Origin of the sequence: Kocuria sp. LHG3120 (assembly GCF_049897445.1) — a bacterium.
Taxonomy (GTDB): Bacteria; Actinomycetota; Actinomycetes; order Actinomycetales; family Micrococcaceae; genus Kocuria; species Kocuria rosea.
The window spans coordinates 111,428-133,904 of the sequence record NZ_JAFCWG010000002.1; the positions used below are offsets into that span (position 1 = coordinate 111,428).

Below are 22,477 nucleotides of genomic sequence, written 5' to 3' on the forward strand. Positions count from 1 at the left end.
AGTCAGAGTCAGAGACCAGGACAGAGACAGAGGTAGCACCGCATGTTCACAGGAATCGTCGCCGGCCAGGGCACCGTGCGCTCGGTCGACCCCCGCCCCGACGGCACGAGCGCCCGCCTCCTCGTGGACGCCGGCTCGCTCGTGGCCGACCTGCCGCACGGCGGCTCCCTCGCCGTCAACGGGGTCTGCCTCACGGCCACGCGCACCGAGGAGATCGGCCCCGGGCAGTTCCTGGCCGACGTCATCGGCGAGACGCTCGTGCGCACCAACCTCGGAGCACTGGCCGCCGGGGACACCGTGAACCTGGAGCGCTGCGTGCCCGCCGGCGGGCGGCTGGACGGGCACGTGGTCCAGGGCCACGTCGACGGCACGGGCACCGTCACGGTCCGCGAGGACCTGGGAGAGTGGGAGCGGGTCCGGGTCGCCGTGCCCGCCGAGCTCGCCCCGTTCCTCGCCGAGAAGGGGTCGGTCGCCGTGGACGGCGTGTCCCTCACCGTGACGGCGGTCAGCGCCCCCGGTGCCGGGGAGCACTGGTTCGAGGTCGGGCTCATCCCGGCCACCCTCGCCGAGACCACCCTCGGACGCCGCCCCGTCGGCGCGTCCGTCAACCTCGAGGTCGACGTCCTCGCGAAGTACGCCCAGCGCCTGCTGGCCTTCGCCCGGACCGACAGCACCCCGGCGCCGGAGACGGCCCGGACCACGGCAGGAGAAGGAGCATGATGCGGACCAGCAGCACCCACGAGGGGACCGGCCGCGGGGGCGACGGGGCGACCGGGGAGATCCGGCTCGACCCCGTGGGGGCGGCCGTCGAAGCCATGGCCCAGGGCCGGCCCGTCGTCGTCGTGGACGACGCCGACCGGGAGAACGAGGGCGACATCGTCTTCGCGGCCGAGCACGCCACGCCCGCGCTGATGGGCTTCACCATCCGGCACAGCTCCGGGGTCGTGTGCGTGCCCATGACCGGCGCGCGGGCCGACGCGATGCGGCTGCCCCCGATGGTCGACGTCAACGAGGACTCGAAGGGCACCGCCTACACCGTCACGTGCGACGCCCGCCTCGGGGTGAGCACCGGCATCAGCGCCGCCGACCGCGCGCTCACCGCCCGGGTGCTGGCCGACCCCGCGGCCGGACCCGGGGACATCACCCGGCCCGGGCACGTGCTGCCCCTCCGGGCCGCCGAGGGCGGGGTCGCCGTGCGCCGCGGGCACACCGAGGCCGCCGTCGAGCTGTGCTCCCTCGCCGGGCTCGAGCCGGTCGGCGTGATCGCCGAGCTCGTCCACGACGAGGGCGAGATGATGCGGCTGCCCGCCCTGCGCGCCTTCGCCGACCGGCACGGCATCCCGCTCGTGAGCATCGAGGACCTGGCGGCGCAGCTGCAGGAGGACCGCCGATGAGGCCGGACGCCCCCCTGGTCAGCTCCGAGCCCGTGGTGGTGCCCACGCCCGAGGGCCGGTTCGAGGTCATCGGCTGGCAGCTGCCGGGCGGGCCCGGGGACGCGGTCGCCGAGCACCTCAGCCTCACCGCGCCCTCCTCGGACCGCGTGCCCGTGGGCCGGCCCCCGCTCGTGCGGCTGCACTCCGAGTGCCTCACGGGGGACGTCTTCGGCTCCTACCGGTGCGACTGCGGGCCCCAGCTGCACCTGGCGCTGCGCCGGATCTCCGACGACGGCGGCACCCTCATCTACCTGCGCAACCACGAGGGCCGGGGGATCGGGCTGGTGAACAAGCTGCGCGCCTACAAGCTCCAGGACGGCGGGGCGGACACGGTCGAGGCGAACGAGCTGCTCGGCCTGCCCGCCGACGCCCGGGACTACACCGCCGCGGCGGCCATCCTGCACCGGCTCGGGCTGACCCGGATCCGGCTGCTGAGCAACAACCCCGCCAAGGCCGAGCGCCTGGCCGACCTGGGGATCGAGGTGGTCGCCATGGTGCCCAACGAGGTGCCGGCCCGCCCGGAGAACCACGACTACCTCGTGACCAAGCGGGACCGCATGCGGCACCGCCTGCGCCACGTCGACGACCCCACCGCCCACCGCGGCCCCGCGGCGGAGCCCGCCAGCCGGACCGACCGCACCACCGACAGCACCATCGACCGCACGTACGACAGCACCACCGACAGCACCACCAACGGCACAGGAGACCACACCCCATGAGCGGACACGGCGCCCCCGACATCGACCTCAGCACCGACGACGCGAGCGGCCTGCGCGTCGCCGTCGTCGCCTCCAGCTGGCACACAGAAATCATGGACGGGCTGGTCGACGGCGCCCGCCGCGCGCTCGCCGACGCCGGCGTGCGGGACGCGCCGGTCGTGCGCGTGCCCGGCAGCTTCGAGCTGCCCGTCGCCGCGGCCCGCCTCGCCCCGGGCCTCGACGCCATGGTGGCCCTCGGCGTGGTCGTGCGCGGCGGCACCCCGCACTTCGACTACGTGTGCTCGGCGGCCACCCAGGGCCTCACGGACGTGTCGGTGCGCACCGGCGTGCCCGTGGGCTTCGGCGTGCTCACGTGCGACACCGAGCAGCAGGGCCTGGACCGCGCCGGGCTCGAGGGCTCCCAGGAGGACAAGGGCTACGAGGCCACGGCCGCCGCGGTGCGCACCGCGCTGCTGCTGCGCTCCCTCGGGGTCTGAGCCCCGCCCCGCGGGGCGTGCGGGCCCGCGCCGGTCCGGAGGCCGTCGCGGACCCATTACCCTGGTAGTCGTGAAAACCTTCGAGACCCTCTTCGCCGAGATCAGCGACAAAGCCGTGACCCGACCGGAGGGCTCCGGCACGGTCCGGGAGCTCGACACCGGCGTGCACGGCATCGGCAAGAAGGTCGTCGAGGAGGCCGCCGAGGTCTGGATGGCCTGCGAGTACGAGACCTCGGAGCAGGCCGCGGAGGAGATCTCGCAGCTGCTCTACCACGTGCAGGTGATGATGGTCGCGAAGGGCCTGCGGCTCGAGGACGTCTACCGCCACCTCTGAGCGCCCCGCCGCACCGTCCGTCCCCGCCCCACCGAACTCCCTGAGCCGAGAAGGAACCCCATGCTGCGTGTCGCAGTGCCCAACAAGGGCGCCCTGTCCGAGTCCTCCGTCACCATGCTCAAGGAGGCCGGCTACCGGCAGCGGCGGGACTCCCGCGAGCTGGTGCTCGTGGACCCCGAGAACAACGTCGAGTTCTTCTACCTGCGCCCCCGGGACATCGCGGTGTACGTGGGCGGGGGCATCCTCGACGTCGGGATCACCGGCCGGGACCTGCTCCTGGACTCCGGGGCCCACGCCGACGAGGACCTCGGGCTGGACTTCGCCCGCTCCACGTTCCGGTTCGCGGGCCCGGCGGGCGAGTTCTCCTCGATCACCGAGCTGGCGGGCCGGCGGATCGCCACGAGCTACGACGGCCTGCTGCGCGACTACCTCGCCGAGCAGGGCGTGGAGGCCTCCGTGGTCCGCCTCGACGGCGCCGTGGAGTCCTCCATCCGGCTGGGCGTGGCGGACGCGATCGCCGACGTCGTGGAGACCGGCAACACCCTGCGGGCCGCGGGCCTGCAGGTCTTCGGCGACCCCATCATGACCTCCGAGGCGCTGCTCATCCGCCGCCGCGCGGCCGGGGAGCCCGAGGGCCTGGCCGTGCTCCGGCGGCGCCTGCAGGGCGTGCTCGTGGCCCGGCAGTACGTGCTGATGGACTACGACGTCGCCGAGGAGTACGTCGAGGCCGCCACCCGGATCACCCCCGGCATGGAGGGGCCCACCATCTCCCGGCTCGGCCGCGGCAACGCCTGGGCCGTGCGCGCCATGGTCCCCAAGTCCGAGACCAACAAGGTCATGGACGCCCTCTACGACGTCGGGGCCCGCGCCATCCTGGTCTCCCCGATCCAGGCCGCCCGGATCTGAACCCCTTCCCGCCCCATCCCCGCAGCCGAGGAGGTGCCGCCCGTGGGCGTTGCCGTACGTGTCATCCCCTGCCTGGACGTCGACGCCGGTCGAGTCGTCAAGGGCGTGAACTTCGAGAACCTGCGCGACGCCGGTGACCCGGTGGAGCTCGCCAAGCGCTACAACGAGGCCGGTGCGGACGAGCTGACGTTCCTCGACGTCACGGCGTCCTCGGCCGCCCGGGCCACGACCTTCGACGTGGTCTCCCGCACGGCTGAGCAGGTCTTCATCCCGCTCACGGTGGGCGGCGGCGTCCGCGCGGTCGCCGACGTCGACCGGCTGCTGCGCTGCGGCGCGGACAAGGCGTCCATCAACACCGCCGCGGTCGCCCGGCCCGGCGTGATCGACGAGATCACCGGGCACTTCGGCAGCCAGGTGCTCGTCCTCTCCCTCGACGCCCGCCGCACGGGCAACACGCCCTCCGGCTTCGAGGTCACGACCCACGGGGGGCGCACGCTGACCGGTCTCGACGCCCTGGACTGGGCGCAGGAGGCCGAGGACCGCGGCGTGGGGGAGATCCTGCTCAACTCCATGGACGCGGACGGCACCCAGGCGGGCTTCGACCTGGAGATGATCCGCGCCGTGCGCGCCCGGGTGCACGTGCCCCTCATCGCCTCCGGCGGCGCGGGCGCCCCCGAGCACTTCCCGCCGGCGGTGGACGCGGGCGCGGACGCCGTGCTCGCCGCCTCCATCTTCCACTTCGGTCCCGTGCACGCGATCGCCGAGGTCAAGGACGCACTGCGCGCGGCCGGCCACGAGGTCCGCTGAACGGCCCCGTGGTCCGGGACGGCCACCGGGCGTAGAGTCGACAGTGAGCTGACGACAGTCGCTCGACAGGCCGACCCGAAGGAGAGTCCACCGTGGGACTGAACAGCATCATCAGGAGCTTCACCGGACGTGCCGGGGGGACCGCCGGCCGTCCCGCCGGCGGACGCCGGGGCACCCGCGGAATGAACGCCGCCGGACAGGCGGGCGCGGGCAGGAGCGGCCGCGGTCTGGGCGGCATGCTGCGCGGCCTCCTCAACCGCCGATAGCGCACCGAACCAGGAGCGGCCCCGGAACGGGGCCGCTCCTGCACGTGCCGAGGACATCCATGACCACGACCGAGCCGTCCGCCCCGGACGAGGACTCCGGCCCCGCGGCGGACCCGGTCCGCCGGACGTCGTTCGCCACGAACGACGCCGACCGGGGCATCGCCGCCATGTCCGAGCTCTACACGGGTCTCGGCATGCGCCCGCCCACCGACGGCTCGTTCGAGCTGCGCATGGCGGCGGCCTCGATGGGCCCGCTCCTGGCGCACCGGTTCCGGCTGTCCACCTCGGAGTCCTCCGGCACGGGCGACGTCTCGGGCACGTACTCGGTCGTGCACGTGCTGACCGGGCGGCTGACGGTCAGCTCCGGGAAGGAGCGCATCGGCACGACCCTGCCGTTCCTGCTGCCCCAGGGACTGTACGGCGGCCGGTGGGACGGGCTGCTGGAGCTGAGCACCGTGGTCCTGGACGCCCGCTCGGTCGAGGAGATCGCGCGCGACCTGCTCGGCGCGCCGGACTTCGCGCTGCGCTTCACGGGCAGCACGCCCGTGTCCGCGCAGATGACGCGGCACTGGCTGGCCCAGGTCCGGCACTTCCACCGGGACCTGCTGCCCAACGCGGAGGCGATGCGCACGCCCCTGGTGCGGGCCGAGGCGTTCCGGTCGCTGGCCGGTGCCCTGCTGCACTGTTTCCCGAACACCTTCCAGGCGCAGCCGGCGCCGTCGGAGAGCGCCCCGGCGCTGCCGGCGCAGGTGCGCCGGGCGGTCGCCTTCGTCGACGAGCACCTGCACGAGGACGTCGGTCTCGCCGAGATCGCCGCGGCGGCACGGATGAGCCCCCGCGGGCTGCAGGCCGCGTTCCGCCGGGAGCTCGGGCGCACCCCCGTCGGCTACCTGCGGGAGGCCCGCCTGGACGCCGCCCGGCAGGAGCTGCTCCGGGCCGACCCGGCCGGCGGCGTGACGGTCGCGGCCGTCGCCGCCCGCTGGGGCTTCGGCCATCCCGGGCGCTTCGCAACCGCCTACCGGGCCCGGTTCGGGGAGCCGCCCGGCACCACGCTGCACCGCTGAGACCTCAGGCTCGGTCCCCGTCCCGGCAGGTCCCCTCCAACCAGTCCCGCACCGGGACGAGCGCCTCGTCGAGCGCCTGCCCGTCGAACCGCGCCGAAGGGTCCTCCGCCAGGTCCTCCCCGTAGGAGTCGACCAGCAGCTGCACCCGCGCGTAGTCCGCGGCCAGCGCCGGAGGAGCGGCCCCGCGCACGGACTCGACCTCGTCCTCGACGTCCTGCACCTCCGACACGGTCGGGCCCGCCGACAGGCCGGCCGGCAGCAGCGCGAGCACCAGGAGGTCGTCGGCGACCGCCGCGCACGCCTCCCGGCGGTCCGGATAGGCACCCCACGTGACGTCCGTGGCGGGAGCGGTCGACGCAGCGGGGGAGGCCGGGGGCGCCGCGGCCGTGGGGGAGCCGGCCGGCGGGCCCGGGGCGCCGGGGCTCCCGCATCCGCACAGCACCGCGACGACGAGCGCGGCCACCGCCGTGCCGGGGGCGGCGCGCCGCCCCGTCGCCGTCCTGGGATGCATCGTCTCGGTCCCGCCCGCCGTCGCCGCTCTGGTCCTGCTCCCACCATAGGCGCCGCCGACCCGACCCGGCAGGGCCACGGGCGGGCGGGCACGGCCTGGGGGTGCAGGAACTCCTATCCTGGAGCCCGGAGGGCCGGGAGGAGGACGCACGTGCGAGTCGTCGTCGTCGCCGCCCGGGCCTGCGCCCTGGCCGTCGCGGTCTGGGCCCTGGTCTCGCGGGCGGACTGCGCCTTCGTGACGCGCACCTGCCTGGGGTCGAACCTGTTCAGCTACTTCACGGTCCACAGCGCCGTGCTGCTGATCCTGGCCGTGCTGCTGGCCCTCCTGCACACCGCCGCCGGGGCGCAGGAGCCGGGCTGGCTGACCGGGCTCCGGGCGATGGCCACCACCTACACCGTGGTCTCCGGGGCGGTGTTCGGGGTGCTGCTGGCCAACGCGGAGCTGTTCGGCCACCTCTTCCTCGTCCCGCTGTCCTCGCAGGTGCTGCACTTCGTGCTGCCGGTCTACGCCGTGGCCGACTTCCTGCTGTGCCCGGGCCGCCGGCGGCTGCGCTGGGCCGCCACCTGGGCGGCCACCGTGTTCCCGGCGCTGTGGGCCGTGTACACCCTGGTCCGCGGGCAGCTGGTGGGCTGGTACCCGTACTTCTTCCTCGACCCCGCCCTGGTGGGCGGCTATCGCGCGGTGGGCACCTACGCCCTCGGGCTGTCCGGGCTGATCCTCGCGGTGTCCTTCCTGACCGTCGCCGCCACCCGTCTGCCCACCGTCCCGGTAGGGTCGGCCCATGGACGACTCCTCTCCCGCCGGCCCGGTCCCTGATCCGGACGACGCCCAGCTCCTGCGCTCGGTCCGGCGCCTGGTGCACCGCCTCGCCGCCCTGCCGCCCGAGCGCGGGGACGAGCCCACGCCGCTCGGGCGGCACCTGTCCGCGGTGCTCGGCGCGGACGTGCGCACCCTGCCGGTGGTCTCGGAGGACTTCGCCCCGCACCGCCTGGCGGACGTCGACATCGCCCTCGCCGAGCTGGCGGGGGACGGGCCGGGCTCCCTCCTCGGCGTCAGCGGCGGCCGGAGCCGCGACGACCTCGGCCTCGCCGAGCTGCTCACGGCCCCGTACTCCGGGGCCGACATCGGCCCCGTCGACTACGCCACCCGGGCCACGGGCCCGGCCACCGAGCGGCAGGTCGTCGCGTTCGGCATCCGGTGCCTCACCGTGGACGGGGTGCCGGTGGCCGTGCTCCAGCGCATGCCCCGGCCCGAGTACGGCCGGTCGCAGGTGGTCCTGGAGGTGCTCGCCGCGGACCCCGCCGTCTGCGGCACGTTCCTCGCCCGGCTGCGGGCGCTGATGCTCGAGCGCAGCGTGCTGCGCGGCCAGGTGCTCTCGTTCGCCGCCACCGAGTACGGCAGCGAGGCCGGGGCCACGTTCCTGCCGCGCCCGCACGTGCCCGCCGACGGGATCGTGCTGCCCCCGGGCCTGCTGGAGCAGGTCGTGGGGCACGTCGTGGGCATCGGGGAGCACCGCGACGCGCTCCGGGCCGCGGGCCAGCACCTCAAGCGCGGGATCCTGCTCCACGGCCCGCCGGGGACCGGCAAGACCCTCACGGTCCGGCACCTGCTCTCCGTCACCCCGGGGACCACGGCGATCCTGCTGACCGGGTCGGGTCTGCACCTCATCGGGGCCGCCGCCGAGGTGGCCCGCACCTTCCAGCCGTCGATCGTGGTGCTCGAGGACGTCGACCTCGTGGCGATGGACCGGGACCTCGGGCCCGGACCCCAGCCGGTGCTCTTCGAGGTGCTCGACGCCCTGGACGGGCTCGACGGCGACGCCGACGTCGCGTTCGTCCTCACGACGAACCGCGTGGCCGTGCTGGAGCGGGCGCTCGCCGAGCGCCCCGGGCGCGTGGACCTCGCGGTCGAGGTGCCGCTGCCCGACGCGGACGCCCGGTCCCGGCTGTTCCGGCGGTACGCGGGGGAGCGGCGGTTCTCCGCCGCCGCCCTCGACGCCGCGGCGGCGCGCGCGGAGGGAACCACCGGCTCCTTCCCGAAGGAGCTGGTCCGCCGGGCCGTCCTCGCGGCGGCCGTCCGGGGCGAGGACGCGGCGGACGCGGACCTGTCCGCCGCCCTCGACGAGCTCCTCTCCGGCCGGGAGGCGCTGACCCGCCGGCTGCTCGGCCACGCGGACACAGGGGAGTCCCCCGTCGAGTACGAGGACACGGACGAGGACACGGGCGAGGACACGGACGGGCTCCGGTGGTGCGCCCGGCCGGAGTCCCCCTGACGGTACCGGAGGTCCCCGGCGGACGCCGGGTGCCGACCGGGGGCCGGGCCGCCCGGTCAGGTCGATAGGATGGGTGGCGATGAGCGAGCAGACCCCCGACACCGGAACCGACGTCCTCGACCCCGCCGTGGCCCGGCGGCTCAAGCGCGACCCCTCGGGCCTCGTGGCCGCCGTGGTGCAGCAGCACGACACCCTCGAGGTGCTCATGCTGGGCTGGATGGACGACGAGGCCCTGCGCCGCACCCTCACGGAGGGCCGCGTGACGTTCTGGTCCCGCTCCCGCCAGGAGTACTGGCGCAAGGGCGACACGTCCGGGCACGTCCAGGCCGTGCACAGCGTGAGCCTCGACTGCGACGGAGACGCCCTCCTCGTCCGGGTCGACCAGACCGGGGCGGCCTGCCACACCGGCACCCGCAGCTGCTTCGACGGCCGCGACCTCGGCGCCGTCGCCGCCGTCTGAGCCCCGCCACCCTCCTCCCTCCCGTCCGCCACCAGGAAGTCAGGTCGACACCCATGCAGGACCTGGGCAGCATCAGCCCCACGCTCGAGGAGTTCCGCGCGCTCGCCGCGGAGCGCCGCGTCATCCCCGTCCGCGTCAAGATCCTCGCGGACGCCATGACCCCGATCGGTCTCTACCGGGCCCTCGCCCTCGAGGACGGGGCGGCCCGGGCGGGCACGTTCCTCCTCGAGTCCGCCGCCGAGGGCGGCGTCTGGTCCCGCTACTCCTTCATCGGCGCCGACTCGCGGGCCACGCTCACCGCCCGGGACGGCGAGGCGCACTGGATCGGGCAGGCCCCGGCCGGCGCCCCCACCGGCGGCAACCCCGTCGAGGCGCTGCGGGACACCATGGCGCTGCTGCACACGGAGCGCTTCGAGGACGTCCCCCCGCTGACCTCCGGGCTCGTGGGCTTCGTCGGCTGGGAGGCCGTGCGCCGCTGGGAGAAGCTCCCGCACCCGCCGGAGGACGACCTGCGCATCCCCGAACTGGCCATGAACCTGGTCTCGGACATCGCCGTCCACGACAACACGGACGGCACCGTGATGCTCGTGGCCAACGCGATCAACTTCGACGACACCGACGAGCGCGTCGACGAGGCCTGGGCCGACGCCGTGGACCGGGTGCACGCGATGCTGGAGCGGCTCGCCCGGCCCCTCGGCCACGGCACGGCCTCGACGCTCACCGGCAGCGACGAGATCCGGGGGGACCTGGAGTCCAAGGTCGACCAGAGCTGGGACCGCACCCTGTTCATGAACTCCATCGTGGAGGGCAAGAAGGCCATCGTGGACGGGGACATCTTCCAGGTGGTCGTCTCCCGGCGCTTCGAGACCGGGTGCACGGCCGACTCCCTCGACGTCTACCGCATGCTGCGCGCCATCAACCCCAGCCCGTACATGTACCTGTACAGCTTCGAGGACGCCGGCGGCCGTCCCTTCTCGATCGTCGGCTCCTCCCCGGAGGCGCTCGTGACCGTCACGGGGGACCAGGCGGTGACCCACCCCATCGCCGGGTCACGCCCGCGCGGGCGCACGGTCGAGGAGGACCTGGCGCTGGAGCGGGACCTGCTCCAGGACGAGAAGGAGCGCTCCGAGCACCTCATGCTCGTGGACCTCGCGCGCAACGACATCTCCAAGATCGCCGTCCCGGGCTCGGTGGAGGTCACGGAGTTCATGGAGGTGGAGCGCTTCAGCCACATCATGCACCTGTGCTCCAACGTCGTCGGCCGGATGCGCCCGGACGCCACCGCCTACGACGTGCTCGCCGCGACGTTCCCCGCCGGCACCCTCTCCGGGGCGCCCAAGCCCCGGGCCCTGCGCCTGCTCGACGAGTACGAGCCCCTGCGCCGCGCCGTCTACGGCGGCGTGGTCGGCTACCTCGACTTCGCGGGGGACATGGACATGGCCATCGCCATCCGCACGGCCCTCCTCGTCGACGGCAAGGCCTACGTGCAGGCCGGCGGCGGGATCGTCGCGGACTCCGACCCCGAGACCGAGGCCCTCGAGTCCCTCACCAAGGCCACCGCACCGCTGCGGGCGGTGCTGCTCGCCGAGCGGCTGCACGCCCTGGACCTCGACCGGGTGGCCGTGCCGGAGACGGGTGCCGGGCGTGCCTGAGGCCCGCGGCTCCCGGCGGGCGGCGCTGTCCCGGCGGTCCACGGTGGTGCTCGCCAACCTGGTCGCCGCCCTGGCCGTGTTCGCCTGCTCGGCCGCCACCTGGGTGTCCGCCACGGTGCAGACCACGCTCGAGCCCGTGACCGTGGACGTCGCCGGGTCCGACGCCGCGCCGGCCGTCACCGCCCTCGGGCTCGTCGCGGCCGCCGGCGCCCTCACCACGGCGATCTCCGGCCGGGTGCTGCGCACCGTGGTGTCCGTGGTGGTCGTGCTCGCCGGCCTCGGCGCCCTGGCCGCGTCCGTGGCCGTGCTGGCCGATCCGGCCGGGGCCGCGCAGACCGTCGTGGGCGAGGCCACCGGCATGATCAACGCCGGCGGCGACTTCGCCGTCACCGCCTGGCCCCCGCTCGCGGCGGCCGCCTCGGCGCTCGTGGCGCTGTGCGGCGCCTGGGCCCTCGTGGCCGGCCGCACCTGGACCGCGGGCCGGCGCTACGAGCGCTCCGGGGCGGACGGGCCCCCGGCCGGGACGGCCCGCTCCGGCGACGAGATCGACTCGTGGGATGCACTCACCGAGGGCCGCGACCCCACCGCCTGAGCACCCTGCCCGCCCCGGGGCCCCGGGCCCGCCGCGGCGGGGCAGCGGGCGCCCCGGGGCCCCGTGGGGCGTGCGCGGGCCCGGCCCGAGGGGTGGCACAATGGGACGGGACAGACTGTCAGCAACCGCCGCGCCCCGCCGGGGCCGTGCGCGCGGAGCCGGCCGGCTCCGGCAGGGAAATCGGGAGTGCAACAACATGGCAAACGGAAACGAGATCGTCCTCGACCACACCGGCTTCGTGGGGCACGGCAACACGCTGGCCGCGTGGGTGACCGTCGGCATCATGTCGGTGGGCGTCATCGTGGGTGTGGTGGGCTTCACGGTGGGCAGCACCGCCCTGCTGATCGCGGGCATCGTGCTGGTCGTCGTCGGGCTCGTCGCCGGCGCCGTGCTGAGCAGGATGGGCCACGGCAGCGGCTCCGAGCAGCGCAAGCACGAGGCGCGCCAGCACCAGGGCTGAGACCGGGCCGGCACGGGCCGGCCCCGGGAGCGCGGCACGCGCACGGGCCGACCGGTCCCCGGAAGGGACCGGTCGCTGTCCCCGCCCGGTCCGGGCGCGGCCCACGAACGCACCAGCGCGGCCAGCGCCGCCGAGAGGACAGGAAACCATGTCGCAACAGAGCACCGGGACGGTCCTGGACGCCATCATCGAGGGCGTCCGGGCGGATCTCGCGGAGCGCCGTGAGCGCGTCGGCCTCGACGAGCTCCGCCGGGTCGCCGCGCAGCGGCCGCCGGCCCTGGACGCCGAGTCGGCGCTCCGGGGACCCAGCACGGACGCCGTGCAGGTCATCGCCGAGGTCAAGCGATCGAGCCCCTCCAAGGGCGCGCTGGCCCCGATCGAGGACCCGGCGCGCCTGGCCGCGGCCTACGAGCACGGCGGGGCCTCGGTGATCTCCGTGCTGACGGAGCAGCGGCGCTTCAACGGCTCCCTGGCGGACCTCGACGCCGTGCGCGCGGCGGTGGGGGTGCCCGTGCTGCGCAAGGACTTCACGGTCGACGAGTACCAGATCTGGGAGGCGCGCGCCCACGGGGCCGACCTCGTCCTGCTGATCGTCGCCGCCCTCTCCGACGACGACCTGCGCCGCTTCCTCGCGCTGACCCACGAGCTGGGCATGCACGCCCTGGTGGAGACGCACACGCCCGAGGAGATCGAGCGGGCGGTCGCCGTGGGCGCCCGCATCGTGGGCGTCAACGTCCGCAATCTCAAGACCCTCGACACCGACGTCGAGACCTTCGGCCGGCTCGCCGGCCTCCTGCCCCAGGACGCGGTGATCGTGGCCGAGTCCGGTGTCGAGGGCGAGGAACAGATCGCCCTCTACGCCTCGCACGGTGCCAAGGCCGTCCTGGTCGGCGAGGCCCTCGTGCGCAGCGCCGAGCCCGCGTCCACCATCGCGGCCTTCCGCGCGGCCGGTGCCGCCGCGCGCGCCCGGCGGCACGTCCCCGAGGCCGAGGCGGAGGCCGTCGCCGCGGAGGCCGCCTCCCTGCGCGAGGCCCCCGGGCCGTACTTCGGGGACTTCGGGGGCCGGTGGATGCCCGAGTCCCTCATCGCCGCCCTCGACGAGCTCACGGACGTGTTCGAGAAGGCGAAGGCCGACCCGGAGTTCACCGCGGAGTTCCAGCGGCTCTCCCGCGACTACTCGAACCGGCCCTCCCTGCTCTCCGAGGCCCAGCGCTTCGCCGCCGAGGCCGGGTGCCGGATCTTCCTCAAGCGGGAGGACCTCAACCACACCGGCTCGCACAAGATCAACAACGTGCTCGGCCAGGCCCTGCTGGCGCGCCGGATGGGCAAGACCCGGCTGATCGCCGAGACCGGCGCCGGCCAGCACGGCGTGGCCTCGGCCACCGCCGCCGCCCTGTTCGGCATGGAGTGCGTGGTCTACATGGGCGAGGAGGACACCCGGCGCCAGGCCCTCAACGTCGCGCGCATGGAGCTGCTGGGCGCCACCGTGGTGCCCGTGACCAACGGCTCCCGCACGCTCAAGGACGCGATCAACGAGGCCCTGCGGGACTGGGTCGCCTCGGTCGAGCACACCCACTACCTGCTGGGCACCGCGGCGGGGCCGTACCCGTTCCCCGCGATGGTCCGCTACTTCCACGAGCAGATCGGCGAGGAGACCCGCGAGCAGATCCTGGCCCAGGCCGGGCGCCTCCCGGACGCCGTCGCGGCCTGCGTGGGCGGCGGGTCCAACGCGATCGGGATCTTCCACGGCTTCCTGGACGACCCCTCGGTGGAGCTCTACGGCCTCGAGGCCGGCGGGGACGGCGTGGAGTCCGGACGCCACGCCGCCACGATCTCGCTGGGCCGCCCCGGGGTGCTGCACGGCGCCCGGACCTACCTCATGCAGGACGAGGACGGGCAGACGCTCGAGTCCCACTCGATCTCCGCGGGCCTGGACTACCCGGCCGTGGGCCCCGAGCACTCCTACCTGCACGACATCGGGCGGGCGCGCTACGAGGCGATCACCGACGTGGAGGCGATGGAGTCCTTCCGGCTCCTGTGCCGCACCGAGGGCATCATCCCCGCCATCGAGACCTCCCACGCCCTGGCCGGCGCGCTGAAGATCGGCCGGCGCTGGGTGGAGGAGCTCGGGCCGGAGGCGGCCGCGGAGAAGATCATCGTGGTCTCCCTCTCCGGGCGCGGCGACAAGGACGTGGCGACCGCCGCGGAATGGTTCGGGATGCTCCCGGACGACAGCGCCGAGGCCGAGCTCGGCGAGAAGGGCGAGCGACTGTGAGCACCACCCGACACGAGACCCCCGGGGCGGACCTCGCCTCCCGCCTCCTGCCGCCGGGCCTGAGCGCCGACCCCGGCTCGCGGCTCGCCGCGCGCATCGCCGAGTGCCGGGACCAGGGCCGGCCGGCCCTCGTCGGCTACCTCCCCGCCGGCTTCCCGACCGTCGACGAGTCCATCGAGGCGGCCGTGGCCCTGGGCACCAACGGCGCCGACGTCATCGAGATCGGCATCCCGTACTCGGACCCCGTCATGGACGGGCCGGTGATCCAGCACGCGACCACCACGGCCCTCGCCAACGGCTTCCGGGTGGCCGACGTGTTCCGCGTGGTCCGTGCCGTGGCCGAGCGCACCGACGCGGTGCCCGTGGTGATGACCTACTGGAACCCCGTCCTGCAGATGGGCGTCGACACGTTCGCCCGCCGGCTCGCCGAGGCCGGGGGAGCGGGGATGATCACCCCCGACCTGATCCCCGACGAGGCCCGGGAGTGGTTCGCCGCGTCCCAGGCCCACGGCCTGGACCGGATCTTCCTGGTGGCGCCCTCCTCCTCGCGGGAGCGGCTCGACCTGGTGGTCAAGGCCGCGAGCGGCTTCGTCTACGCGGTCTCCGTGATGGGCGTCACCGGCGCCCGGGACGCCGTCTCCGACGTCGCCGAGAAGCTCGTGGCGGACACCCGCGCCGCCGGGGCCCAGCACGTGTGCGTGGGCCTGGGCGTCTCCCGCCGGGAGCACGTCGAGGAGATCGGGGCCTACGCGGACGGCGTCATCGTGGGCACCGCCCTCGTGCAGGCGCTGGCCGACGGCGGCCCCGAGGCCGTGGGCGCGCTGGCGCGGGAACTGGCCGGGCGCGCCTGATAGCGTGACGTGGCGCCCCGCCCTCCTCCGGGCGGGGCCGCCCGTCCCGACGACCCCACGAGCCGAGGCCCCACCGCATGCTGCTGAGCGCCGTTCCCTCCGTGCCCGCCCTGATGAGCGCCACGCTCCGGCAGGGCATCCCCTCCCCGGACTGGTCCGGCTTCTCGCTCGGCCCGCTGACCGTGCACGCCTACGCGCTGTGCATCCTCGCGGGCATCGCGGCCGCACTGTGGCTGACCACGCGCCGCTGGGCGGCCCGGGGGCTGGACCCGGAGATCGTGTGGGACATCGTGATGTGGGCCGTTCCCGCCGGGATCGTGGGCGCCCGCGCCTACCACGTGCTCATCACCGACCCGGCCGGCTACTTCGGCCCGGGCGCCGACCCCGTCGACGCGCTGCGGATCTGGGAGGGCGGCCTCGGGATCATGGGGGCCGTGGCCTTCGGCGCGGCGGCCGCGTGGTGGGTGTGCCGCCGCAACAACGTCTCCCTGGCCGTCTTCGCCGACGCCGCGGCACCCGGCCTGCTCCTCGCACAGGCGATCGGGCGCTGGGGCAACTGGTTCAACCAGGAGCTCTTCGGCCGGCCCACCACCCTGCCGTGGGGCCTCGAGATCGACCCCGGCAGCCCGAACTTCCCGGCCGGGCTGCCGGCCGACACCCTCTTCCACCCCACGTTCCTCTACGAGTCCCTGTGGAACCTGGCCGGCGTGGTGCTCCTGCTGGCCCTGGACCGGCGGTTCCGCCTGGACGGCGGCCGCCTCTTCGCGCTCTACCTGGTCCACTACGGCCTGGGCCGGATGCTCATCGAGCTGTTCCTGCGGATCGACCCGTCCCTCATGGTGCTAGACCTGCGCGTGCACGTGTGGACCGCCCTGGGGCTCGTGCTGCTCGGGCTGGCCCTCTTCGCGGCGGTGGTGCTCCGCCGCCGCAGAGCCCGCGGCGTCGCGGTGGAGTCCTCGCGCGCCTGATACCGCTCCGGGGGCCGCACCGGGGCTCCTGGCCGGAGAGTTTTCAGAGCTGTAACATCTGAGTGCTAGATTTTTCCAGCGCCTGACCGGCGGACGGGTGAACCACGTCCACCGCTCCGGTGCACGCCACGATCGTCCATCGTCGGACATTCCTGGAACGGGGCCCTTCCGCCGCCCGGCACCTCCTCGATCACTGCTCGAGGACGTCGGCGGCAGCTCACGATCCGGCGGCACCTCCCGACCGGAGCTCTGCCGCGGGGGCCGCTCCTGTTGACCGCATCCCATGGTGAGGAGACGTCAGTCATGACCTCTACCCCGGCCGGCACCCCCGGTGACACTTCCGCCCAGGGCGGCACGGACCCGCGTCCGGCCGATCCCGCCGAGACCGCGCAGGAGCAGCCGGAGTCCCCGTTCGAGCAGTTCTCCAACGCGCCCGAGGAGCAGGGCCTCTACCACCCGGACGAGGAGAAGGACGCGTGCGGCCTCGCCGTGGTCGCGACCCTCAACGGCGCCCCGAGCCACGAGATCGTCGACGCGGCGCTGACGGCGCTGCGCAACCTGGAGCACCGCGGCGCCGTGGGCGGCGACGAGGGCACCGGTGACGGCGCCGGGCTGCTGACCCAGCTGCCGGACGCGTTCTTCCGCGCCGTGCTGGACTTCGAGCTGCCGCCCCTGGGCGGCTACGCCGTGGGCACCGCGTTCCTCCCGCACGGCGGGGAGAACGCGGACCGGATCCAGGGCGCCCTCGAGGAGCTCGCGCGCTCCGAGGAGCTGCAGGTCCTCGGCTGGCGGCCCGTCCCGATCGCCGAGTCCGTGGTGGGCCGGTCCGCGCGGGAGGTCATGCCCTACTTCGTGCAGCTCTTCGTGGCCGAGACCACGCCGGCCCCCGAGGACGAGGCCGCCCGGCGGCGCCTGGACCAGAAGGCGTTCCGGCTGCGCAAGCGCGCCCAGAACCGGTCCGGCGTCTACTTCCCCTCGCTGTCCTCGCGCACGATCGTCTACAAGGGCATGCTGACCACCCAGCAGCTCGAGCCCTTCTACCCGGACCTGTCCGACGAGCGGTTCACCACCGAGCTCGCTATCGTGCACTCCCGGTTCTCCACCAACACCTTCCCCTCGTGGCCGCTGGCCCAGCCCATGCGCACGCTCGCGCACAACGGCGAGATCAACACCGTCAAGGGCAACCGGAACTGGATGCGCGCCCGCCAGTCGCAGCTGAAGTCCCCGCTGCTGGGCCGCAACCCCGAGGAGCTGTTCCCGATCTGCTCGGAGGGCGCCTCCGACTCGCAGTCCCTGGACGAGGTCGCCGAGCTGCTCGTGCTCTCCGGCCGGCCCGTCACCCAGGCCATGATGATGATGATCCCGGAGGCCTGGGAGAACCACGAGACCATGGACCCCGCCCGCAAGGCGTTCTACCGCTACCACGCCTCCTTCATGGAGCCGTGGGACGGGCCCGCCGCGGTGGCCTTCACCGACGGCGTTCAGGTCGGGTCCCTGCTGGACCGCAACGGGCTGCGCCCCGGCCGGTTCTGGGTCACGGACGACGGCCTGGTCGTCTTCGCCTCGGAGGTCGGCGTCGTCGACGTCGGGGACCGCAAGATCGTGCGCAAGGGCCGCGTGTCCCCGGGCACGATGTTCCTCGTGGACACCGCGCAGGGCCGGATCGTCGAGGACGCCGAGATCAAGGCCCAGATCGCCTCCGCCGCCCCGTGGGAGGAGTGGGCCGACAGCAACATCGTCGACATCACGGACCTCCCCGAGCGCGAGCACATGATCCACCCGCGCTCCTCCATCACCCTGCGCCAGAAGACCTTCGGGTACACGCAGGAGGAGCTGAAGATGATCGTCGGGCCCATGGCGGCCAAGGGCGCCGAGCCCATCTACGCGATGGGCACCGACACCCCGATCGCCGTGCTCTCCGAGAAGTCCCGCACCCTGTTCGACTACTTCGTGCAGTCCTTCGCCCAGGTCACCAACCCCCCGCTGGACGCCATCCGCGAGGAGCTCGTCACGAGCCTGCGCGGCTCCGTGGGCCCCTCCGGCAACCTGCTGACCACCGAGCGGGTCCGCACCCGCCAGGTCGCGGTGGACTTCCCGGTCATCGACAACGACCAGCTCGACCAGTTCCTGCACCTGGAGGGCGAGGACGGGATGCCCGCGGCCCTCAAGGTCCGGGGCCTGTACCGCCCCGACGGCGGCGCGGAGTCCCTGCGCGCCCGGATCGCGGAGATCTGCGAGAAGGTCTCCGCGGCCGTGGCCCGCGGCGTCGAGTACGTGATCGTCTCCGACCGCGACTCCAACGGCGCGTGGGCCCCGATCCCGTCGCTGCTGCTCACCTCGGCCGTGCACCACCACCTCCTGCGCTCCGCGACCCGCACCAAGGTGGCGCTGGTCGTGGAGGCGGGCGACGTGCGCGAGGTCCACCACGTGGCGCTGCTCATCGGCTACGGCGCGTCCGCGGTGAACCCCTACCTGGCGATGGAGTCCGCGGAGGAGCTGGTCCGCTCGGGCGACCTCACCGGGATCACCACCGAGCACGCGGTGCACAACCTGATCAAGGCCCTGGGCAAGGGCGTGCAGAAGATCATGTCCAAGATGGGCATCTCCACCGTCTCCTCCTACTGCGGCGCCCAGGTCTTCGAGGCCCTCGGCCTGTCGCGGGAGCTCGTGGACGACTACTTCACGGGCACCCACACCCAGATCGGCGGCATCGGCCTCGACGTGATCGCGGAGGAGACCGCCTCCCGCCACCGCCGGGCCTACCCGGCGGACGGGGTGACCGAGCCCCACCGGGACCTCGAGACCGGCGGCGAGTACGACTGGCGCCGGGACGGCCCGCCGCACCTGTTCAACCCGCAGACCGTGTTCCGGCTGCAGCACGCCACCCGCACGGGCCGCTACGACATCTTCAAGTCCTACACGAAGCTCGTGGACGACCAGACGAAGAAGCTGCTGACCCTGCGCGGGCTGCTCGGCTTCACCGCGGACCGCAAGCCGGTGCCGCTCGAGGAGGTCGAGCCCGTCAGCTCGATCGTCAAGCGCTTCCAGACCGGGGCGATGAGCTACGGATCCATCTCCCAGGAGGCGCACGAGACCCTGGCGATCGCGATGAACCGGCTCGGGGCGAAGTCCAACACCGGTGAGGGCGGCGAGGACGTCGACCGGCTGCTCGACCCGCAGCGGCGCTCGGCGATCAAGCAGGTGGCCTCCGGCCGGTTCGGCGTCACGAGCCTGTACCTGACCAACGCCGACGACATCCAGATCAAGATGGCCCAGGGCGCCAAGCCCGGCGAGGGCGGCCAGCTCATGGCGCAGAAGCTGTACCCGTGGATCGCCCGCACCCGCCACTCCACCCCGGGCGTGTCCCTGATCTCGCCGCCGCCGCACCACGACATCTACTCGATCGAGGACCTGGCGCAGCTGATCTACGACCTCAAGCGCTCCAACCCGCGGGCCCGGGTGCACGTCAAGCTGGTCTCCGAGATCGGCATCGGCACCGTGGCCTCCGGCGTCACCAAGGCCAAGGCGGACGTGGTGCTCGTCTCCGGGCACGACGGCGGCACGGGCGCGGCCCCGCTGAACTCCCTCAAGCACGCCGGCGCCCCGTGGGAGCTCGGCCTCGCCGAGACCCAGCAGACGCTGATGCTCAACGGGCTGCGGGACCGCGTGGTCGTCCAGGCGGACGGTCAGATGAAGACCGGCCGGGACGTGATCGTCGCCGCGCTGCTCGGCGCGGAGGAGTTCGGCTTCGCCACGGCGCCGCTGATCGTCGAGGGCTGCATCATGATGCGCAAGTGCCACCTGGACACCTGCCCGGTGGGCGTGGCCACCCAGAACCCGGAGCTGCGCAAGCGGTTCACGGGGCGGGCCGAGCACGTGGTGAACTTCTTCGAGTTCATCGCCGAGGAGGTCCGGGAGTACCTGGCCCAGCTCGGGTTCCGCTCGATCGAGGAGGCCGTCGGGCACGCCGAGGTCCTCGAGACCAAGGACGCCATCGACCACTGGAAGGCGCACGGGCTGGACCTCTCGCCGATCCTGCACTCCACGGTGCTGGAGCACCGGGGCGCGGCGGTGCGCAACATGCGCGGCCAGGACCACGAGCTGGAGAAGCACTTCGACAACGAGCTGATCCGGCTCTCCCGGTCCGCCCTGGAGAAGCGTGAGCCCGTGCGGATCCAGCAGCACATCATCAACACCGACCGCGCGGTCGGCACGATGCTCGGCCACGTGGTGACGCGGACGTTCGGCACGGACGTCCTCGCCCACGACACCATCGACGTGACGCTCACGGGCCAGGCCGGCCAGTCCCTCGGCGCGTTCCTCCCGCAGGGCATCACCCTGCGGCTCGAGGGCGACGCCAACGACTACAGCGGCAAGGGCCTGTCCGGGGGGCGGATCATCGTGCGCCCCGAGCGGGACGCGGTGTTCGAGGCCTCCGAGAACGTCATCGCGGGCAACGTGATCGGCTACGGCGCCACGAGCGGGGAGATCTTCCTGCGCGGCACCGTGGGCGAGCGGTTCCTGGTGCGCAACTCGGGCGCCACCGCGGTGGTCGAGGGCATCGGCGACCACGGCTGCGAGTACATGACCGGCGGCACCGCCCTGGTGCTCGGCCGCACCGGGCGCAACTTCGGCGCCGGCATGTCCGGCGGCGTGGCCTACGTCATCGACCTCGCCGAGACCTCGGTCAACAAGCAGGCGCGCGACGGCGGCGAGCTGCAGCTGCTGCCCCTGGACGAGGCGGACGCCGAGGTCGTGCTGGCGCTCATCACGAAGCACGCCGAGGAGACGGGCTCCGAGCTCGCGGACCGGCTCCTGGCCGACCCCGTGGCCACGCTCGGGCGTTTCACCAAGGTCCTGCCGCGGGAGTACGCCGCCGTGCAGGGCATCCGCGAAGAGGCCCGGACCCAGGGGCAGGACCCCGACGGCGACGAGGCCTGGCACAAGATCCTGGAGGTGACGACCCGTGGCTGATCCGCGCGGTTTCATGAAGGTGACCGAGCGCGTCGACCGCCCCAAGCGGCCGGTGCCCGTCCGGATCATGGACTGGAAGGAGGTCCAGGAGGCCCAGGACCGGGGGGTCCTGCAGAAGCAGGCCGGCCGGTGCATGGACTGCGGGATCCCCTTCTGCCACGAGGGCTGCCCCCTCGGCAACCTGATCCCCGAGTGGAACGACCTCGTGTGGCGGGGCCTCGACGCCGAGGCGGTCGAGCGCATGCACGCCACCAACAACTTCCCGGAGTTCACCGGGCGGGTCTGCCCGGCCCCGTGCGAGTCCTCGTGCGTGCTCGGCATCAACCAGCCGGCGGTGACCATCAAGCAGATCGAGTACTCGATCGGGGAGATGGGCTTCGACGAGGGCATCGTCAAGCCGTACGTGCCCCAGCGCCTGGTCGGCAAGACCGTGGCGGTCGTGGGCTCCGGTCCCGGCGGCCTCGCGGTCGCCCAGCAGCTGACCCAGGCCGGGTTCACGGTGGCGGTCTACGAGCGCGACGACCGCATCGGCGGGCTGCTGCGCTACGGCATCCCCGACTTCAAGATGGAGAAGGAGGTCCTCGACCGGCGCCTCGACGTGATGCGCGCCGAGGGCACCCGTTTCCGCCCCGGGGTGGAGATCGGCAAGGACATCACCTGGGACCAGCTCAAGCGCCGCTACGACGCCGTGGTGGTCGCCACCGGCGCCACCCGGCCGCGGGACCTCGAGATCCCGGGCCGGGACCTGGACGGCGTCCACTTCGCGATGGACTACCTGGTGCAGGGCAACCGCGTGGTGGCCGGGGACGAGGTCGAGGACCAGATCTCCGCGGCGGGCAAGCACGTGATCGTCCTGGGCGGCGGTGACACCGGCTCCGACTGCATCGGCACCGCCAACCGCCAGGGCGCGGCGTCGATCACGTCCCTGGCGATCGGGCGCAAGCCCGCCGCGGACCGCTCCGACGCCGACCCGTGGCCCATGATGCCCAGGGTCTTCGAGGTCTCGACCTCCCACGAGGAGGGCGGCGACCGCACCTACATGGCCTCCACCGTGGAGTTCGTGGGGGAGGACGGCAGGCTCACCGGCCTGAAGGTCGCCGAGACCGAGTACCTGCCCGACGGTCGGCGCGCGCCCAAGGGCGGCACCGAGCGGGTGATCCCGGCGGACCTCGTCTTCCTGGCCCTGGGCTTCACCGGCAACGAGTCCGAGGACATCACGGAGCAGATCGGCGCCGAGCTGGACGGCCGGACCAACCTGGCCCGGGACGACCGGTACATGACCAGCGTGGACGGCGTGTTCGCGTGCGGCGACGCCGGCCGCGGCCAGTCCCTCGTCGTCTGGGCGATCGCCGAGGGCCGCGCCTGCGCGGCCGCCGTCGAACGGTTCCTCATGGGCTCGACCCGTCTGCCCGAGCCCGTGGCCCCGACCGACCGGGCCATCGACCTCACCCTGTAGG

The 22,477-nt window shown here is 73.7% G+C and carries 20 protein-coding genes; 19 read left to right on the forward strand and 1 reads right to left on the reverse strand.

Features of this window, described 5'->3' with window-relative positions; translation table 11 throughout:
- Positions 1–42: 42 nt before the first annotated feature.
- From ACP7CD_RS04520 to ACP7CD_RS04555, 8 genes are all read left to right on the forward strand, one after another.
- Positions 43–720 carry a riboflavin synthase gene (locus ACP7CD_RS04520; RefSeq protein WP_426119142.1) on the forward strand — a complete coding sequence of 226 codons (678 nt, stop codon included), beginning with the start codon at positions 43–45 and terminating at the stop codon, positions 718–720.
- Positions 720–1,394 (forward strand): 3,4-dihydroxy-2-butanone-4-phosphate synthase, encoded by a 675-nt coding sequence (gene ribB / locus ACP7CD_RS04525; RefSeq protein ID WP_126347014.1) that lies wholly within the window; start codon positions 720–722, stop codon positions 1,392–1,394. The genes ACP7CD_RS04520 and ribB overlap by 1 nt, the downstream gene beginning before the upstream one ends.
- Positions 1,391–2,152, forward strand: a complete 762-nt coding sequence (locus ACP7CD_RS04530) for a GTP cyclohydrolase II (RefSeq protein WP_426119144.1) — start codon at positions 1,391–1,393, stop codon at positions 2,150–2,152. The genes ribB and ACP7CD_RS04530 overlap by 4 nt, the downstream gene beginning before the upstream one ends.
- Complete coding sequence (gene ribH / locus ACP7CD_RS04535; protein ID WP_426119146.1) at positions 2,149–2,628, forward strand: 6,7-dimethyl-8-ribityllumazine synthase; 480 nt, start codon at positions 2,149–2,151, stop codon at positions 2,626–2,628. The genes ACP7CD_RS04530 and ribH overlap by 4 nt, the downstream gene beginning before the upstream one ends.
- 70 nt (positions 2,629–2,698) lie before the next feature.
- Complete coding sequence (locus ACP7CD_RS04540) at positions 2,699–2,962, forward strand: phosphoribosyl-ATP diphosphatase (protein ID WP_017833948.1); 264 nt, start codon at positions 2,699–2,701, stop codon at positions 2,960–2,962.
- A 60-nt stretch (positions 2,963–3,022) separates the two neighbouring features.
- Positions 3,023–3,868: an ATP phosphoribosyltransferase gene (gene hisG, locus ACP7CD_RS04545; RefSeq protein ID WP_426119148.1), complete on the forward strand. Its 846-nt coding sequence runs from the start codon at positions 3,023–3,025 to the stop codon at positions 3,866–3,868.
- A gap of 42 nt (positions 3,869–3,910) precedes the next feature.
- On the forward strand, positions 3,911–4,675 hold the full coding sequence (gene hisF, locus ACP7CD_RS04550; protein WP_035924012.1) for an imidazole glycerol phosphate synthase subunit HisF: 765 nt from the start codon (positions 3,911–3,913) through the stop codon (positions 4,673–4,675).
- A 325-nt stretch (positions 4,676–5,000) separates the two neighbouring features.
- On the forward strand, positions 5,001–6,005 hold the full coding sequence (locus ACP7CD_RS04555) for an AraC family transcriptional regulator (RefSeq protein ID WP_426119151.1): 1,005 nt from the start codon (positions 5,001–5,003) through the stop codon (positions 6,003–6,005).
- 4 nt (positions 6,006–6,009) lie between these two features.
- On the opposite strand, the gene ACP7CD_RS04560 is transcribed toward ACP7CD_RS04555, so the two are convergent.
- Positions 6,010–6,516: a hypothetical protein gene (locus ACP7CD_RS04560; protein WP_426119153.1), complete on the reverse strand. Its 507-nt coding sequence runs from the start codon at positions 6,514–6,516 to the stop codon at positions 6,010–6,012.
- 150 nt (positions 6,517–6,666) lie between these two features.
- Between ACP7CD_RS04560 and ACP7CD_RS04565 the strand changes: the two genes are divergently transcribed.
- The 11 genes from ACP7CD_RS04565 to ACP7CD_RS04615 all read left to right on the forward strand — a co-directional run bounded on the left by ACP7CD_RS04565 (position 6,667) and on the right by ACP7CD_RS04615 (position 22,476).
- The gene (locus ACP7CD_RS04565; protein WP_426119155.1) at positions 6,667–7,332 is read left to right on the forward strand and encodes a Pr6Pr family membrane protein; all 666 of its coding nucleotides are present in this window, start codon (positions 6,667–6,669) and stop codon (positions 7,330–7,332) included.
- Positions 7,298–8,788, forward strand: coding sequence for an AAA family ATPase (locus tag ACP7CD_RS04570; protein ID WP_426119157.1), 1,491 nt, complete (start codon positions 7,298–7,300; stop codon positions 8,786–8,788). The genes ACP7CD_RS04565 and ACP7CD_RS04570 overlap by 35 nt, the downstream gene beginning before the upstream one ends.
- 79 nt (positions 8,789–8,867) lie before the next feature.
- Positions 8,868–9,248, forward strand: coding sequence for a phosphoribosyl-AMP cyclohydrolase (gene hisI, locus ACP7CD_RS04575; RefSeq protein ID WP_017833956.1), 381 nt, complete (start codon positions 8,868–8,870; stop codon positions 9,246–9,248).
- Positions 9,249–9,301: 53 nt separating this feature from the next.
- Complete coding sequence (locus tag ACP7CD_RS04580) at positions 9,302–10,900, forward strand: anthranilate synthase component I (protein ID WP_368796311.1); 1,599 nt, start codon at positions 9,302–9,304, stop codon at positions 10,898–10,900.
- Entirely contained in the window at positions 10,893–11,492 is a 600-nt protein-coding gene (locus tag ACP7CD_RS04585; protein WP_426119159.1) for a Trp biosynthesis-associated membrane protein, read from the forward strand. Before ACP7CD_RS04580 ends, ACP7CD_RS04585 begins: the two co-directional genes overlap by 8 nt.
- Positions 11,493–11,688: 196 nt before the next feature.
- Positions 11,689–11,952 (forward strand): HGxxPAAW family protein, encoded by a 264-nt coding sequence (locus ACP7CD_RS04590; protein ID WP_017833959.1) that lies wholly within the window; start codon positions 11,689–11,691, stop codon positions 11,950–11,952.
- Positions 11,953–12,100: 148 nt separating this feature from the next.
- A complete protein-coding gene (gene trpB / locus ACP7CD_RS04595; RefSeq protein ID WP_426119162.1) occupies positions 12,101–14,227 on the forward strand; it encodes a tryptophan synthase subunit beta in 2,127 nt (708 codons plus the stop codon).
- A gap of 47 nt (positions 14,228–14,274) precedes the next feature.
- Positions 14,275–15,078, forward strand: a complete 804-nt coding sequence (gene trpA, locus ACP7CD_RS04600; protein WP_052132747.1) for a tryptophan synthase subunit alpha — start codon at positions 14,275–14,277, stop codon at positions 15,076–15,078.
- A 77-nt stretch (positions 15,079–15,155) separates the two neighbouring features.
- Positions 15,156–16,046, forward strand: a complete 891-nt coding sequence (gene lgt / locus ACP7CD_RS04605; RefSeq protein ID WP_426119164.1) for a prolipoprotein diacylglyceryl transferase — start codon at positions 15,156–15,158, stop codon at positions 16,044–16,046.
- A gap of 303 nt (positions 16,047–16,349) precedes the next feature.
- Positions 16,350–21,020 carry a glutamate synthase large subunit gene (gene gltB, locus ACP7CD_RS04610; RefSeq protein ID WP_426119166.1) on the forward strand — a complete coding sequence of 1,557 codons (4,671 nt, stop codon included), beginning with the start codon at positions 16,350–16,352 and terminating at the stop codon, positions 21,018–21,020.
- Entirely contained in the window at positions 21,013–22,476 is a 1,464-nt protein-coding gene (locus tag ACP7CD_RS04615; RefSeq protein WP_336649365.1) for a glutamate synthase subunit beta, read from the forward strand. Before gltB ends, ACP7CD_RS04615 begins: the two co-directional genes overlap by 8 nt.
- The last annotated feature ends 1 nt before the right edge of the window (position 22,477 follow it).